Raw genomic sequence first — 14,627 nt, 5'->3', positions numbered from 1 at the left:
AGACCGTCAGATATCCCTGCGGTCTCTTTTACATAAATGTTAGAGGAGTAATGAGAAAATGCAAATCACCTTTCTTGAAACCAGCGACATGCACGGCTATGTCTACCCAACTAATTTCGCCGACGACCACGATCTGGCTATTGGGGCAGCGAAAGTCGCAACGAAACTAAAGCAGTTAAAAGCCGAAGCCGATGGTCCTGTTGTAATGATCGAAAATGGCGATTTTATCCAAGGATCCCCACTGAGTTATTATATTGCCAAAAGCCAGCATCCGGTAGCAGAATTGACCAAAGTGATCAATCACATGGCATACGATGTCCATGTTTTAGGAAACCATGAATTTAATTATGGATTAACGTATCTTCAAGAGGCAATCGCTAGTTATCAGTCCCCTGTTTTAGCAGCGAACATCTTAAATGAAGAGGGACAGCCCTATTTCGGCAAAGCCTATACGATCCTTGAAAAAGATGGGATTAAGATTGCGGTGTTGGGATTGGTGACCCAGTATATTCCTCATTGGGAACAACCAGCTACCATCAAGGGGATGCGGTTCGAAAGCATTATCCAAACGGCAAAAAAATATGTGCCAGAGCTAAGAAAACAAGCAGATCTTGTCATCGTCAGCTATCATGGCGGTTTTGAGAAAGATTTGGTAACCGGTGAAGCCACCGAATTGTTGACCGGAGAGAATGAAGGCTATGAGTTACTGCAAGAGGTGCCGGGGATTGACGCTTTCTTTACTGGACACCAACATCGGGAAATCGCCGCCATTGTCAATGGGGTCCCTGTGGTCCAGCCAGGTTATCGGGGCAGCCAAATCGGCCGAATCCAATTAACAATAGAGAAAAAAGAGGGTCAAACAGTGATTACGGATCAACAAGCGACATTGCATTCAGTGGCAGAAGTTTCAGCCGATGAAGCAATTTTGGCAATGATCGAACCAATTGAGACGGAATTGGAAAGCTGGTTGGATCAGCCGCTAGGGAAAGTGAACGGGGATATGCGAATTACTGATCCGATGCAGGCACGGATCGTGGAACATCCATACGTGGAATTTATCAATCGCGTTCAGATGGCTGCCAGCGGAGCGGAAATATCTGGGACAGCGCTCTTCAATAATGAAGGGAAAGGCTTCGGTACAACGATCACGATGCGGGATGTCATCACGAATTATATTTATCCTAATACATTGGCTGTCGTAAAAGTGACCGGAGCAGAGTTGCGTCTTGCGTTGGAACAGACAGCGAATTACTTAGCCGTCGAAGCAGGAAAAATCGTCTTTAATCCAGCCTTTATCGAGCCGAAACCGCAATACTACAATTATGATATGTACGAAGGAATCGACTATACGATTGATATGAACCAGCCAGTTGGCAAACGAATCACACGCTTGTTGTTCCATAATGAGCCTATCACGCCGGAACAGGAGCTGGAAGTTGTCGTAAATCAATACCGAGCGGTAGGCGGTGGGAATTACGCGATGTTTACAGCCGACAAAATTGTACGGGAGATCCAAGTGGATATGACTGAATTGATTGCTGATTATTTGAAACAACACCCAGTACTAGAAGCTGAGACGAATCAGAATTTCAAAATCGTGTACTAAAAAGCCAAAAAGGGCTGTGACATAAGTCATGCAACAAACGAACGATTCCGAGGAGAATGAGACTGTGCTTGCGCTTCAGCAAGTTTCCATCACCAATGTACGATGGATGACACCCAGTTATCCTCGGATCGTCTTGTCTAGTTGCTACTTATGACACAGACCCTTTCTATGTTCTTGTAAAAGAAAATCAGATTAGTTTTCTACATTGCGGACATATTCATCGAAGTAGCGAATCAAATCGGCTTTTACCTGCTGATAGTCTTCTTCGCTATAGTTTTTTTCCTCTAATTTTGCTTGGAAAAAAGGAAGTTCTAACTCTTCTTTTAAGCGCTCAAGCACTTCTTCTTGGTTCATGAGATCACCTTTTCGTCTATTTGGTACCATCATAACAAATTGAATGCGGCTGTCAATGCTTCATACATTTCTTTCATTTTTTCCAAACGACTTTTAAGAGAAACAAAGTCATCGTCATCATGGAAAAGGACTTGTTTCAATTCAAAATAGTAAATCTCAAAAGCATCAAAGAAGCCAGTAACTTCGGATGTTTGCAATTCTTTAAAGGTATCACAACGAATATAGGCTTTTTCTGCAATGGCATAGGTTTCAGCCGTAGTCAATAAGACGAGGGCTTCATTGTAACGACGGCTAGTGACCAATTCATAAGTTGACTGGCACTTATTATAAATATTTGAAAAATCTTTCAGTAAAAGCTCGATGGGTGTTTTATCAAACATGGGGGAGTCCTCCTGATCGTTTTATTTTTCAAATAAGACACAAACACATTCAGGCGCGTAAACGTCTTTTTGAATAGTAGTGAGTTCACCAGTTTCGGCGTTGCGACGGTACAAAGTCAAGTTGTCGGAATTTTGATTGGCACAAACTAAGAATTTGTTGGTTGGGTCCAAGTCAAAGTCTCGCGGGAAGTCACCTTCCGTTGATAGACGTTGAATGAAATTCAAGCCAGCGCCATCTTCAATTACTTCAAAGACAACGAGAGAGTTGTGTCCACGATTGGATGAATAAACGAAACGTCCATCTTTTGATACTCGGACAGCAGCCCCACTATTAAAGTCGGTGAAATCTTCTGGTAAAGTCGGTACTTTTTGGATTTCTTCAAAGCTGCCATCAGCTTCATTGTAGCGTAAAACAGTCAAAGAGCTGTCCAGTTCTCCTACCAGATAAGCATATTGGTGGTTAGGATGGAACACTAAATGACGAGGGCCTGTTCCGGCAGCTGCAACATAAACAGCCGCTTCTGTTAATTTTCCTTCAGCAGAAACGTCATACGTATACACACGGTCTGTTCCAAGATCACATACAGCTAAGCGTTGATCCGGCGTTAAGTCTGTGTAGTGTACATGAGGGTTGTCTTGATTTTCGTGAGGACCAACAGGTTCATCATGATAGATGTGATCAGTGGCTTCAATACTGCCGTCCGCCAATATTTTGTAGACGTTTACTTCACCTTTATGATAATTAGCACCATAAACAAGTTGACGAGGTTCATCTACTGCTACATAGCACAATGGTGCGCCTTCTTCGGTCACAGTATTCAACAACTCAAATGCAGGCGTATAAGCACCACAACCGCCTGCGCCATCAACTTCGGTCACAGTATAAACTCTTTCTTTTTTACTGCGGGCAAGATACGTTGGGCTCTTTTCTTCCGCACGCAAGGTCAAGTCGACCAATTGTTCTTTTTCTGTATCTAAAGTGATCGAATAGATCCCTTTACTTTCGCGACGCGTATAAGTGCCTAGGTAGATCGTTTGCAACATAAAAAAAGCCTCCTAATAGTTTGATTTCTTATTAATTCTACCATAGAATGCGGAAATGGGCGGATAGAAAAACTTCTTATGTTATAATAAAAAAAGAACATAAAGGGGAGGTTGTTGTATGAAACAAGGAACAATCAAAGCGATTGGGCCACAAGCGATCGATCAAAAAGAAAAAATGCTGATTTTTTTCGGCGACCAAGCAACAGAAATCTTAAGGGAGTATTCAGTGATCCAATCGATTCCAGATTCTCAAGATTTGGTCGTAGAAAACGGCGATACACTTATTTTTGGGGATCAGTCGTACACCGTGACACATGTCGGTCCTATCGCAAATCAAATTTTGCAAACGATCCAGCATGTGACATTTATCTTCGATGAAGTACCCGAAGAGCAACTGACCAGCGCTATCTATTTAGAACCTTTCAATTTGCCGACCCTTGAAGTTGGTATGAAAGTTATCTACAAGTAGGAGGCGGGGAAATGAAGGAAACAGAGAAGCGCCCTTTGTCCTGGTTTTGGAAGTGGTTTTTAAATAATCAAGCAGTCACGAGTCTATTAGTGGTTCTACTCGTCTTATTAATCTTGTTTATGTTTACGAAAGTATCCTATCTATTTGAGCCAATTTGGCAATTTCTGGCGATTGTTGGATTGCCAATCATTTTGGCGGGGATTTTGTATTACTTGATGAATCCTGCGGTTGATTATCTGGAACGAAAGGGAATCAAACGCATCTATAGTATTTTCGGTCTTTTTATTTTGGTCATCGGATTGATCGTCTGGGGCGTTGTGGTGATTGTGCCGAAGATCCAAGAACAGTCCATGAGTTTCGTTGAGAATTTGCCCGGATATTTGGATATCATTGAAAATAAAGTCAATGAGATTTTGTCCGATCCGATTTTCTCACAAGTTCAAGATCAATTGGAAGCATCCAATGAGAAGTTGATTGCATCAATGACCGACATCATTCAAAACTTATCACGGAGCACGATTCAAAATATCGGCAGCTTTTTTGGGGCCGTTGCAACGGTGGTATTGGCTGTCATAACGATGCCGTTTATTCTCTTTTATCTTTTAAAAGATGGACGACAGTTAGCACCTTATTTCGTGAAATTTTTGCCGACAAAAATGCGTAAACCATCATTGACGGTTTTAAAAGAGATGAATGATCAAGTTTCTTCTTATATTCGCGGGCAACTAACAGTCGCATTTGCAGTAGCCATCATGTTTATGGTCGGTTTTAGTTTGATCGGCCTAGATTATGCCATCACATTAGGGATCGCAGCTGGCTTTTTGAACTTGATTCCATACCTAGGCTCTTTTCTAGCGATGGTTCCGGCGGTCTTTTTGGGTATCGTCGGTGGTCCTGTCCTGTTGGTGAAAGTTCTGGTCGTCTTTGTGATCGAACAGACTATTGAAGGGCGATTGATCTCACCACTCGTTTTAGGAAACGAGTTGTCGATCCATCCCGTGACGATTTTATTAGTATTGCTGACTTCGGGTAAACTCTTCGGACTTGTCGGCGTGATTCTGGGGATCCCGGTATATGCTGCGGCAAAAGTGATCATTACCCATATTTTTGAATGGTATACGACCGTATCGAGTTTGTATGAAGAAGAAACGGAAAGCGATGTTCAGCAAGAATAGTTCGAAGAAAATTTTTTGACGAAAGATCTTTGTGAAAATCACACTGACTCACACATTTTTCTAGTTTTTTATCGGAGTATAAAAAAGCTGAATTTAGAAGGCTGGAGCGAATTGCTTCAGCCTTTTTGTTATGTGCGATTTTTGACACATAGTTGCAAGAAAAACATATAGCTTCTGTTTCTAGAGAATGCTTATACTGAAAGCACATACAAGCAAAGGAGCGTTGGAATGAAGATTCTTGCAGTAGATATCGGAGGGACAATGATCAAGACGGGGTTGTTGAATAGTCACGGAGAAAGAATACAATTAGGAAGCTTTCCGATGAATAAAGACTATTCAACTGTGATCGACCGATTGATTTCACATATTGATAATGACTATCCAAAAGACTTTTCCGGAATTGCTATTAGTACGACAGGATTAGTCGATCCAGTGACACAACAGATTGGGATGGATTCACCGCTTTATGAGGGATTTGGTAATCGCATGGTTTCTTTCTTAACGGACTATTATCAAAAACCCGTCATCGCGGAGAATGATGGCAATTGCGCGCTTTTAGCAGAAAAATGGCTGGGAAGAGGAAGAGGCGCTAGCAGTTTTGCTGTCATTGTTTTAGGTACCTCTGTGGGAGGCGGATTGATGGTCGATAACCAGTTGATTCGTGGCAAACACTTTTTAGCTGGCGAGTTTGGTTATATGCTGTTTCCTGAAGTCGAAAAGAAAGATTGGGAAATTTGGAGTATTGCCGGTGCAACAAGAACATTGGTAGAACAAGTTGCAGCCGAAAAAAAAGACCCCTCGATTGATGGGTATAAAGTTGTTGCTTACTACCAGCAAAACGATCCGGCAGTGACGATTTGGGTGGATCGCTTTATTGAAAAGCTAGCCGTGGCCTGCTACAACCTACAATACATTCTTGATCCAGAAATTGTTTTGATTGGAGGCGGAATCAGTGAAAGCGACTTTTTACTTCCGCTATTAGAAAAGAAGATTCAGCAGATTGCAGCGCAGATTCCTAGTACAGTTCGATTGCCAAATGTTGCCTGTTGCCAGTTTGGGAATGAGTCCAATTTAATTGGTGCTTGCTACAATTGGTTACTGCAAACTTTTGAAATGAAAACTAGCTAAAACAGTTGCAATTCTAAGATAAAAATGTAATAAAAAAATAGTCTCTATTTTTTTATTATGTAAGCGTTTAAATTGCAGCGAATGAAACAAGGGTCAGGTGATAAAAGTGAAAAAGTTTTACGATCAAAACGGGCAAAACACGTTCAGAGGGATCGCGCGCTCAATCAGTTCCTACTTGCTGGTATTCCTGATCCCCTTTTTAACGGTCTCGTGGATTTGGTATGCGACTTCTGTCAAAAGTATCAATGAACAGGTTGCATTAACGGCAAAGAATCAGTTGATTCAATTGAAATACTCCTTAGAGAACAACTTCCTTCAATTGAACTACCTGACCCAGAAAATGATGGATGACCATCAACTCTCATTAAATTTTTTGACCCATCCCTATTATTCAAAGGAAGGCAAAGCAAGCCTGCAAACCTACAAGATCACGAATGAGTTTGTCGAAGAAGTTTATTTATACTATAAAGAAGAACCGGAGAACTTTTTTTCTTCGATTGGCAAATTATCCGTCGAAGGTTTCTTAGAAAAAGTAATCCCAGATAATGATATGCAGCAAGGACAGCTGATCGATCAGCTAGAGAAAGCTTATCCAACGTTGCTGACTATCGAAGGGGCATCATTGGCACGGCATCATTCCCGATTCTTCTACATTGTGCCGTTACAAAATGATGAACTGACTGTCTATGGAGCAGCTATTTATGAGATCAAAGAAGCCAGCTTAGCAAAAATGCTGGACTTGACCAATAGTGATGGTGCGAGTACGAATTATTTGATCAATGATGAGTTTCAGATTTTAGCTAGCACAAATCATAACGATTTGACAGTTTTTTTGAATGATCCCCAAGAAATGGCTCAGATCACCACTCAGGACACCTTTCAGTTTAATCAGCAAAAGTACCTCGTTCAATCAATTCCCAATGAGGAACTGCATATCTCAGTGGTATCGGTAACCAATCCATCACAAGCATTATCGCTGGTCAATCGCGTTCAAGAACATTTCATTCTTATTTTTATGTGTATTCTATTCGTGGGGATCATTGCTGTTACATTAATGGGGATCAGAAATTATCGACCGATCCGCAAAATCGAACATTTGGTTCGAGAATTCCATAAAGATATGGAGATGTCGGTCAATTCGATGGATGATGTTCATAATACATTGGCTGCTGTTTTAGAAGAACAGCAGGAACTGCATAAAGAAATCCAGATGCAGACGCCGCATGCTCGAGAACAAGTTCTTAGAAAGCTGATGAGCGGTCGTCTGCGTTCGGAACAAGAAGTTGCAAGGCTGATCGAAGCCGTTCATATTCATTTTCCTGCGGACAATTATTTTGTCATCACGATCGATACCAAAACCGTGGCTTCAAAATATAAAGCCGGCGAGAGCTGTTTTCTGATTGACTATATTGAAGAAATCAGCAGCCAAGGGTACACAGCCTACGCCACCGAGATCCTTTCCACTGAAGTGATCGCATTGACTGTGGGATTTGATCACAGATACCAACAGGAAGAGATCGTTCAAGAAGTCGCGGCAAAAATAGCAGCTGCGATTGGACTGCTTCCAGCAATTGGGGTGGGAACCATCGTCAATGAATTGACGGCTATCAATGAATCTTATATTGAAGGATTAGCTGCATTGGATTATCATGTCAGTAACAACCAGCAAATCATTTATTACCTTGAAATTTCCGCAGAAGAACAACGCTCGGCGATCCAGTATCCCGACAGTCAAAAATTAAAACTGATCCAAGCATTGAATCAAGGAAATAGCGATATCGCAATTGAAACGGTGCATTGGTTAATCAAAGACGGGTTAAGTAAACAACGATCTCAGCCGGTCCAAAAGATGTATGGCTATTATTTATTGAATACGGTTGCACAAACGGGAGGCGAATTAGTGGGAGAGGAGATTTTGCTATTTGCAGCCGAACATGCAGATTTTACTAATCTGATGCAACTAGGAACGGTGTTGCAACAATTGGTCCAGCATATTTGCGAAAAAGTGAGGGATCGACCACAAAATCAAGAATCGGAGTTGAATGAAACGATTTTTGCTTATATCAAAGCAAATTTTCAGTCTTCTCAGCTGTCATTGGAATCTATTGCGGAAGAATTTAAAGTATCTGTCTCTTATATTAGCCGATTTGTGAAAAAAGAAAGTGGCAAAACATTTTCTAAGTATATCCAAGAACTGCGGTTAGAAAAAATCAAACAAGAATTAGTCGAAACCGATCTACCGATCAAAGAAATCATTCGGGACAACGGTTATTATGATGTCTCGAACTATACGCGTAAGTTTCGAACGATCGTTGGTGTAACACCAGGACAATATCGCAAAATCAACCAAAAACGCTGAAAATGCGAAAAATGAAGGGAAATGTGACAATGAAAGAAATGACTCAAAAAGCGAGAGAACTTTATACTTCTATTGGTGTCTCATTAGAAGAGGAACCAAAAATTAAGATCGAACCTGCACTAACGGCAGATTTTATTCTTGATGAGGAACAAAAAACGATTACTGCGAAAGATCCCCAGCAATTATTTTATGGTCTGACAACCTACTATTTGAATCAAGTGACGAAGAAACAACAAAAAAACAGCTACACCGCCCAAATCAAGGAGCGCTGCCTAATGATCGATATTGGCCGCAAATATTTTTCCTTAAAAGAACTAAAAGCACTCGTTCACAGTATGGCTTTTTTTCAGTTCACGCATTTGCAAGTCCATTTTTCAGAAAATGAAGGATTTCGAATCGAGTCTGAACGTTTTCCGGAGATTGTATCAACCGAACATTTAACAAAAACAGAGATCCGAGAACTAATCACATATGCCAAAGGTTACGGTATCGAGATCATTCCTGATTTTGACTCCCCAGGACATCTCAAGCAAGTCTTAGCCACCCATCCCAAATGGTGTTTACCTAACGCGACTGGTGGGGTCGATGCTAGGGCATTGAACATTCTTGACCAAGAAGCTGTTGCTTTCATCCGAGAGATCTACAAAGAATACGCAGAGCTATTTGTAGACAGCCATTATTTCCATATTGGTGCAGATGAATTTGTTGATTTTGACCGTCTAGAAGAGTTTCCGACTTTAGTTGAAGCTGCCAAAGAAGCATATGGACCAGAAGCAAGTGGGATTGAAGTATTCATTGCGTATGTGAATGATTTGGTGGACTATGTGACTGACTTAGGTTTTGTTGTTCGTGTATGGAATGATGGGTTTTATCGTTTGAATCGAAAGGAAAAGCTTTCCTTAACGAAAAACTGTGAGATTTCCTATTGGACACGCTGGAATCAAAATATGGCACCAGTCGCTCTTTATTTTGACAAAGGCTATTCTGTGATCAATCACAATGACAATTTCTTTTATTATGTAGTAGGTGAAGCTGCAGGGTATACGTATCCGACCTATGAAAAAATAAGCGATGAGTTTACATTAACGACTTTTGCCAACGGACAGCAAGTGACCCAAGAACAACTAGCACAAACCCCAGCGATCGCATTAGCGATTTGGGCAGATATCCCAGATGCAAAAGAAGGTGCGGCAGTGATCACAGAAGCTTTTTGGCTGCAAGCTATCATTAGCCTAAAAGTTTATGAAGAAACAGATCCAGGGAAAGAAACCTTTAGCCAACTATTTCAGAAATGGCAGTCGTTGTTGACTAAGCAGTAAAGCGAAACGTTCTCTAGGAAAACGTGACTTGTTTTAAAGTGGACGATAAGAAGAGATTCCTAAGAAGAATACATGGAGAGAATACCTCAAGCAAGTATCTAAAGCGAGTATTTAAAGCAAGTACTTAAATAGTAGACGGCAGTCTAGTGAATCTTCGTCGTGGGTTTGCGAGGAAGATTTACTGTCTGCCGTCTATTTGCTAGAGATATTGTCTAGCGCTTTACGGTATTCTTTGTTCTACTCTTTTCACTTCAATGTAATCTCAAGGACTGGAATGAGAACATTAGGTGGCACTACCGGCAGCGTGACGACTAGATCATTAGGAGCAATGACAGCTTCCGTAGAAGTGATGACTTCATTAGGATCAAAGCCACGATAAAAAATTTCAGAGCCATCATGCAAGAAGCGGATAAAGCGAACTTGATCAGCAATTTCCGGCAAATGAATATGTTTGAAGGGATAACTATATACATGCAAATAGAGTTTCTTGCCATTTTGAGTATAACGACAATCTTTAGGTACCGGGTATTTACTAGGACCACAATCGATGATAGCTTCTTTATGCAGCCGTATCCATGCACCAATCGCCTGCATTCGTTTGACTGCCCGCGGGTCGATCTCTCCTCGGGGATTAGGACCAATGTTCAATAAAAAATTACCCCCTTTTGAAACCGTATCGATCAACATTTTCACCAACATATCACTTGATTTCCATTCCAACGCATCGCGATCATAGCCCCAAGTCCCGTACATTGTCTGACAGGCTTCCCAAAGAACAGGTAAACCGTCTTTTTCCAGTGGTTTTTCTGGTTGAAATTGTTCAGGGGTGGTAATTCCCCGACCAAGTTCCAAGCGATCATTGATCAGCATATCCGGTTGGAGTGTCCGACAGATTTTTTCCAGTCGCGAACTGTCCCAGTCTTCTGCTCCTTTTCCTTTAGACCAGCCCCAATCACGATGACTGTAAGGAAAGTCGAACCACATATAATCGATCCTGCCATACTGAGTCAATAGTTCGGTCACTTGACCAGCAATGAAATCTTGATAAATAAGCATATCCCGTTGAGAATTGGACTCTCGAGCGGCTAAGTCACTTCTTTGAGGATGCAATCCATCAATCGTAAAATGAGGGTGGTACCAGTCAATCAGCGAATGATAGAGTCCGATTTTGATTCCCACATCACGAAACGCAGGCAATAATTCTGCGAGTAAATCTCGCTTAAAGGGTGTATTGGTGACTTTATAATCGGTCCATTCACTATCCCATAGGGCGAACCCTTCATGATGTTTCGTAGTAAAGACTATATATTGAACACCGCAATCTTTAGCTGTTTGGGCCCAAACAGCAGCATCAAATAAATTGGGATTAAATTGGTCGAAATAAGTTTCTCGATAAGTTTCGGGGGCAATTTCTTCGGTGGTCATAAACCATTCGTGGCGTGCACCAATACTAAATAAGCCAAAATGAATGAACAACCCAAACCGATCATGAATAAACCAGCTAGGATCGGGGTAATGATCAGGCCAATTCTGAAATGTTTTCATAGAGATACTCCTTAATCAATGAATTCGGTGTTTGTCATAACCGTTTCTTTAATCTTCCACTGCCCATTCTCGAGCACAAAGGTATGATGGGCTTGGGTAATATGGTCGCGATAGTCATTCTGTCCTTGGTTCACTGTTTTTTGCTGTGCAGCTACCAGCATGGAGTCTGCTTCTTGTTTGACAACTTCAAAAGACAAGAGTTCATGAGTCAAATCATATTTCGCAAAAAAAGCGTGCATTTCCTTTGCCGTAGATTCTCTTGCAGAAGTAACAAGGGTCGCTGTGTAGCCCTCAACGTCTTTCTGGGTGGCTGCCTGCAGGTTTTGCTTTAGTACGGTCAGACACGCTTGTGCTGCAGAAGAATCTGTAACGGCTCCTGTAACTTGCAAACGCGCTACAGTGGTTTCTGCTGAACGAGAAGTTGTCTGTTGATAAAAAAATAGACCGCAAATGAAAAGTAAACCAACGAAAAATAAGGGATAACTCTTTTTTTTCATGCAAATCCTCCTTGTTTTCTGCACTATTTTTTGTACTTTTTTTGTACTTTTTTTGTACTTATACATCAGATATCTTGCTGGCACTATAAATGCCATGGAAAAGATTTCTTCCCAAACTGCCGACACTTGAGGGATCATCTACTGGCAACAGTGGCATCTCTAGTTCTGGTAATCTAGTGATGTGACCATCCAAATAGTTCTGCAAACGCCATTGTGCCATCTCGGCACGTTTAGATAGAGCGCCGTAGCGAAGATCGATCACTTCAAACCCAAAGGGGCGGTTCCATTCAAACCACAGATCTCGATGAGATTGATGCAAGTGTTGTAATTCCTGCTGATAGTGCTGAATCATCTCAAGGGCTTTTTGAAGGTTCTCACGTTTTTTTTCATGATAGGCTTCTGAGATCCAGGGACTCAAAGAAGCTTTCAAAGCTAGTACCACCGCTAATTGGTGATAAAAGCGGAACATCCGTTGTGTGTCCTGTGTCCCCGTGACTGCGGCCAATCGTTGGGCCAGTTCCTCATAATGTTGGGTCAATGGCACCTCTCTGAATGTCTTTTCATAAAGGCCATAAAGAATATCTTGATAAAGCAATAATTTACTTGGATTTGATCCAGAAGGATTTTCGGCAGCAACACCGGGAGTTTGGTCAAAAAGATCCAGCAAAAGAAAATCTTCTGCTTGTGATCCATGAAATAGTTTCAAGTGATCTGTGACTATCTCCCGCGATGGCGTGGCATAAAACTGGGCCTCGCTAAATAATTGTAGACCTAACAAGCTGGCAATCATCGGGGTCTCTGCGCCGTCATCTCCCCATAAGGTAGCATAGACTTCAGTGATGCCATTTGCTTTGGCACTTCTTAATGCTTGCTCCATTGTAGCGATGGTTTTGCCATAATTGGGTGCCAGTCCATTCCATGTCCAAATACCGCCAGCAAATACTGTGGGTTGGTTTAGCTTTTTATGTTCAGCAAACAGTCGTTGATACGTTTGAAAATCATGATGATAATAATCCCAGTACACCATGTTGACTGCTGGAATTTGCTGAATGACTTCTGGAGGAATGACGACTGCTGGATCATAGTAATCGCCTGTTGGAGAACCAATCCGAAAGAACATGTCACTCCACATCATGGGTTCTAATTGTAGCTGTTCACAGAGAGTGATGACGTGTTTTAAATGTTTAATCATGATGGCAAAGCGATCTTCTAAACCATTGTGTTCGAGGTAACGGCCTTTTCCTAATTGGTGTGCTTCATCCATACCAATATGGATTTTATTTGTTTTGAAGCAGCTGCGAATGGAACGAAGAGCGGCTTCAAGAAAAATGTAAGTTTTGGGCTCACCAACTAGCAGAATGTCTTCCGTGTCACGTATCTCTTTGGCAAAATGCCACTTTAATGGATTTGTCAAATGAGCGAGTGTTTGGATCGCAGGAACTAATGTAACGCCTAATTGGTCAGCGTAATGGTCCAATTCCCGCAAGTCAGATTGACTGTATCTCCCTCGCAAATGACCAAAATAAGGATATTCAGGAATTTCGTAAGTATCTTCCATATATAGCATGAGACTGTTGAGCCCCATTTTGCTGCTCAACAAAATGAAACGTTTCAACTGAGGTACTGTCAGTACTGCATTTCGAGATAAATCGATCATAGGACCGATTTGGTCAAATTGCGGAGTCTCTTCGTGGACAAAATCGGTATCTGCTTGCATCCATAGAAGGAGCCCTCGAAATAAATGGGCTTTTTCCTGATAGTAAATCGTGGCTTTTTCTGTATTGGAAATGATTTTCAATGATCCTTTTCGGCGGATCAATTCAAGCGGTTTGCCGGTTTCTGATAGTGACAAGCCAAGTTCAGGAGCAACGATTTGAAAAAAAGCGGCGACGTTTTCGTTGGTGACAATCTTTATCTCCATGATTCACTCTCCTTTAGTAAAAAATCGTCAGTGTTCATTTGTTAGCAACTCTGTTTTTTGGATCGCTTGATAGGCGAACCAACTGATTGGCCAGAGAAGCAAAGGGATGAAGGCAATGAATAACAAAATCGGCAAAAAGGTAGCGGCGAATGTAACCAAAAACACACCTAAGATCATGGCAATCGTTTGTGGCACACTAACGATCATTAAAAGAAACGCATTCCTGAAATAGACCCAAAAAGGAAGATGGTAGCGGACAAAGACCGGCAGCAAATAAAAGCTGATGAGCAAACCGCTGATAAAGAGTACCGTCAATCCGAAATGGAGAAAGGCATTTTGCAAGAATGTACTGGAGATCCGCAGCTCGATCCATAGCAGCAGCAAGATCGCCATTTGCAGCAAACCTAGTTGATTACTACGCCAAAAATTTTTGGCTGTTTGTTGTTTGAACCAACTATAAAGTTCGGCAGGCAGTGGTTTTTTTGCAAATAATTCAAAGAAATAGCGAATAACAGTAGCCGTCGCTGGAAAGAAGCCAAAAATGATTCCGCCCCGTAGGACAAAAAAGAACCACAAAAAATGCAATCGAATCACCATCAGCAAATAATCACCCAAACGGTAAGATAGATCAAATAACCCTCGTGATTGTTTCATGGACACACCTCTTTTAACTAATTGATAAAAAGTAGAACACTACTAGCCAAATAGTAGCAAGAAATGGACCTTTTAGAAAGCGTATTCAAAAAATTACATAGCCGAACTAGCTAATACATACACCCTCCTAAAGCTATCTTTTGAAAACATTCGATTGCGACGAGGAGCGCCAGCCC

The 14,627-nt window shown here is 41.5% G+C and carries 13 protein-coding genes; 6 read left to right on the top strand and 7 right to left on the bottom strand.

Going from position 1 to position 14,627, the window contains the following annotated elements:
- Positions 1-58: 58 nt before the first annotated feature.
- Positions 59-1,606, top strand: coding sequence for a bifunctional metallophosphatase/5'-nucleotidase (locus tag IGJ28_RS00760; protein ID WP_003128596.1), 1,548 nt, complete (start codon positions 59-61; stop codon positions 1,604-1,606).
- A 192-nt stretch (positions 1,607-1,798) separates the two neighbouring features.
- Here the strand turns inward: IGJ28_RS00760 and IGJ28_RS00755 are convergent, their stop codons facing one another.
- Genes IGJ28_RS00755 through IGJ28_RS00745 form a run of 3 tightly spaced genes read right to left on the bottom strand, consistent with a single transcriptional unit; the run spans position 1,799 to position 3,384 of the window.
- A complete protein-coding gene (locus tag IGJ28_RS00755; protein WP_021149110.1) occupies positions 1,799-1,960 on the bottom strand; it encodes a hypothetical protein in 162 nt (53 codons plus the stop codon).
- A 29-nt stretch (positions 1,961-1,989) separates the two neighbouring features.
- A complete protein-coding gene (locus IGJ28_RS00750) occupies positions 1,990-2,340 on the bottom strand; it encodes a hypothetical protein (protein ID WP_003128598.1) in 351 nt (116 codons plus the stop codon).
- A gap of 21 nt (positions 2,341-2,361) precedes the next feature.
- Positions 2,362-3,384 (bottom strand): lactonase family protein, encoded by a 1,023-nt coding sequence (locus IGJ28_RS00745; protein ID WP_431382907.1) that lies wholly within the window; start codon positions 3,382-3,384, stop codon positions 2,362-2,364.
- 118 nt (positions 3,385-3,502) lie between these two features.
- Between IGJ28_RS00745 and IGJ28_RS00740 the strand changes: the two genes are divergently transcribed.
- The 5 genes from IGJ28_RS00740 (at position 3,503) to IGJ28_RS00720 (ending at position 9,834) form a co-directional block, all read left to right on the top strand.
- A complete protein-coding gene (locus IGJ28_RS00740) occupies positions 3,503-3,853 on the top strand; it encodes a PTS glucitol/sorbitol transporter subunit IIA (RefSeq protein WP_003128600.1) in 351 nt (116 codons plus the stop codon).
- Positions 3,854-3,864: 11 nt separating this feature from the next.
- Positions 3,865-5,028, top strand: coding sequence for an AI-2E family transporter (locus tag IGJ28_RS00735; protein ID WP_003128601.1), 1,164 nt, complete (start codon positions 3,865-3,867; stop codon positions 5,026-5,028).
- 228 nt (positions 5,029-5,256) lie between these two features.
- Positions 5,257-6,156, top strand: coding sequence for an ROK family protein (locus IGJ28_RS00730; RefSeq protein WP_103300335.1), 900 nt, complete (start codon positions 5,257-5,259; stop codon positions 6,154-6,156).
- Positions 6,157-6,256: 100 nt separating this feature from the next.
- Positions 6,257-8,515 carry a helix-turn-helix domain-containing protein gene (locus IGJ28_RS00725; protein ID WP_438845423.1) on the top strand — a complete coding sequence of 753 codons (2,259 nt, stop codon included), beginning with the start codon at positions 6,257-6,259 and terminating at the stop codon, positions 8,513-8,515.
- 29 nt (positions 8,516-8,544) lie between these two features.
- On the top strand, positions 8,545-9,834 hold the full coding sequence (locus tag IGJ28_RS00720; protein WP_438845084.1) for a family 20 glycosylhydrolase: 1,290 nt from the start codon (positions 8,545-8,547) through the stop codon (positions 9,832-9,834).
- Between the two features lie 246 nt (positions 9,835-10,080).
- On the opposite strand, the gene IGJ28_RS00715 is transcribed toward IGJ28_RS00720, so the two are convergent.
- The 4 genes from IGJ28_RS00715 to IGJ28_RS00700 are packed head-to-tail and all read right to left on the bottom strand — an operon-like array spanning position 10,081 to position 14,451.
- The gene (locus IGJ28_RS00715; protein ID WP_003128606.1) at positions 10,081-11,379 is read right to left on the bottom strand and encodes an alpha-L-fucosidase; all 1,299 of its coding nucleotides are present in this window, start codon (positions 11,377-11,379) and stop codon (positions 10,081-10,083) included.
- Between the two features lie 11 nt (positions 11,380-11,390).
- Positions 11,391-11,876 carry a hypothetical protein gene (locus tag IGJ28_RS00710; protein ID WP_060813083.1) on the bottom strand — a complete coding sequence of 162 codons (486 nt, stop codon included), beginning with the start codon at positions 11,874-11,876 and terminating at the stop codon, positions 11,391-11,393.
- Between the two features lie 58 nt (positions 11,877-11,934).
- The gene (locus tag IGJ28_RS00705; RefSeq protein ID WP_003128608.1) at positions 11,935-13,797 is read right to left on the bottom strand and encodes a beta-N-acetylhexosaminidase; all 1,863 of its coding nucleotides are present in this window, start codon (positions 13,795-13,797) and stop codon (positions 11,935-11,937) included.
- A 27-nt stretch (positions 13,798-13,824) separates the two neighbouring features.
- Entirely contained in the window at positions 13,825-14,451 is a 627-nt protein-coding gene (locus IGJ28_RS00700) for a YesL family protein (RefSeq protein ID WP_003128609.1), read from the bottom strand.
- Positions 14,452-14,627: the final 176 nt, after the last annotated feature.

Origin of the sequence: Enterococcus sp. AZ091, from assembly GCF_051714805.1 — a bacterium.
Lineage (GTDB): Bacteria > Bacillota > Bacilli > Lactobacillales > Enterococcaceae > Enterococcus_D > Enterococcus_D gallinarum.
Note: the sequence above shows the minus strand (reverse complement) of the source record. Positions and strands in the feature narration are given on the sequence as shown.

What these genes read in the sequence shown, in the direction of transcription:
- IGJ28_RS00760 (WP_003128596.1), top strand. Translation starts at nt 59, where the DNA reads ATGCAAATCACCTTTCTTGAAACCAGCGACATGCACGGCTATGTCTAC.
- IGJ28_RS00755 (WP_021149110.1), bottom strand. Translation starts at nt 1,960, where the DNA reads ATGAACCAAGAAGAAGTGCTTGAGCGCTTAAAAGAAGAGTTAGAACTT.
- IGJ28_RS00750 (WP_003128598.1), bottom strand. Translation starts at nt 2,340, where the DNA reads ATGTTTGATAAAACACCCATCGAGCTTTTACTGAAAGATTTTTCAAAT.
- IGJ28_RS00745 (WP_431382907.1), bottom strand. Translation starts at nt 3,384, where the DNA reads ATGTTGCAAACGATCTACCTAGGCACTTATACGCGTCGCGAAAGTAAA.
- IGJ28_RS00740 (WP_003128600.1), top strand. Translation starts at nt 3,503, where the DNA reads ATGAAACAAGGAACAATCAAAGCGATTGGGCCACAAGCGATCGATCAA.
- IGJ28_RS00735 (WP_003128601.1), top strand. Translation starts at nt 3,865, where the DNA reads ATGAAGGAAACAGAGAAGCGCCCTTTGTCCTGGTTTTGGAAGTGGTTT.
- IGJ28_RS00730 (WP_103300335.1), top strand. Translation starts at nt 5,257, where the DNA reads ATGAAGATTCTTGCAGTAGATATCGGAGGGACAATGATCAAGACGGGG.
- IGJ28_RS00720 (WP_438845084.1), top strand. Translation starts at nt 8,545, where the DNA reads ATGAAAGAAATGACTCAAAAAGCGAGAGAACTTTATACTTCTATTGGT.
- IGJ28_RS00715 (WP_003128606.1), bottom strand. Translation starts at nt 11,379, where the DNA reads ATGAAAACATTTCAGAATTGGCCTGATCATTACCCCGATCCTAGCTGG.
- IGJ28_RS00710 (WP_060813083.1), bottom strand. Translation starts at nt 11,876, where the DNA reads ATGAAAAAAAAGAGTTATCCCTTATTTTTCGTTGGTTTACTTTTCATT.
- IGJ28_RS00705 (WP_003128608.1), bottom strand. Translation starts at nt 13,797, where the DNA reads ATGGAGATAAAGATTGTCACCAACGAAAACGTCGCCGCTTTTTTTCAA.
- IGJ28_RS00700 (WP_003128609.1), bottom strand. Translation starts at nt 14,451, where the DNA reads ATGAAACAATCACGAGGGTTATTTGATCTATCTTACCGTTTGGGTGAT.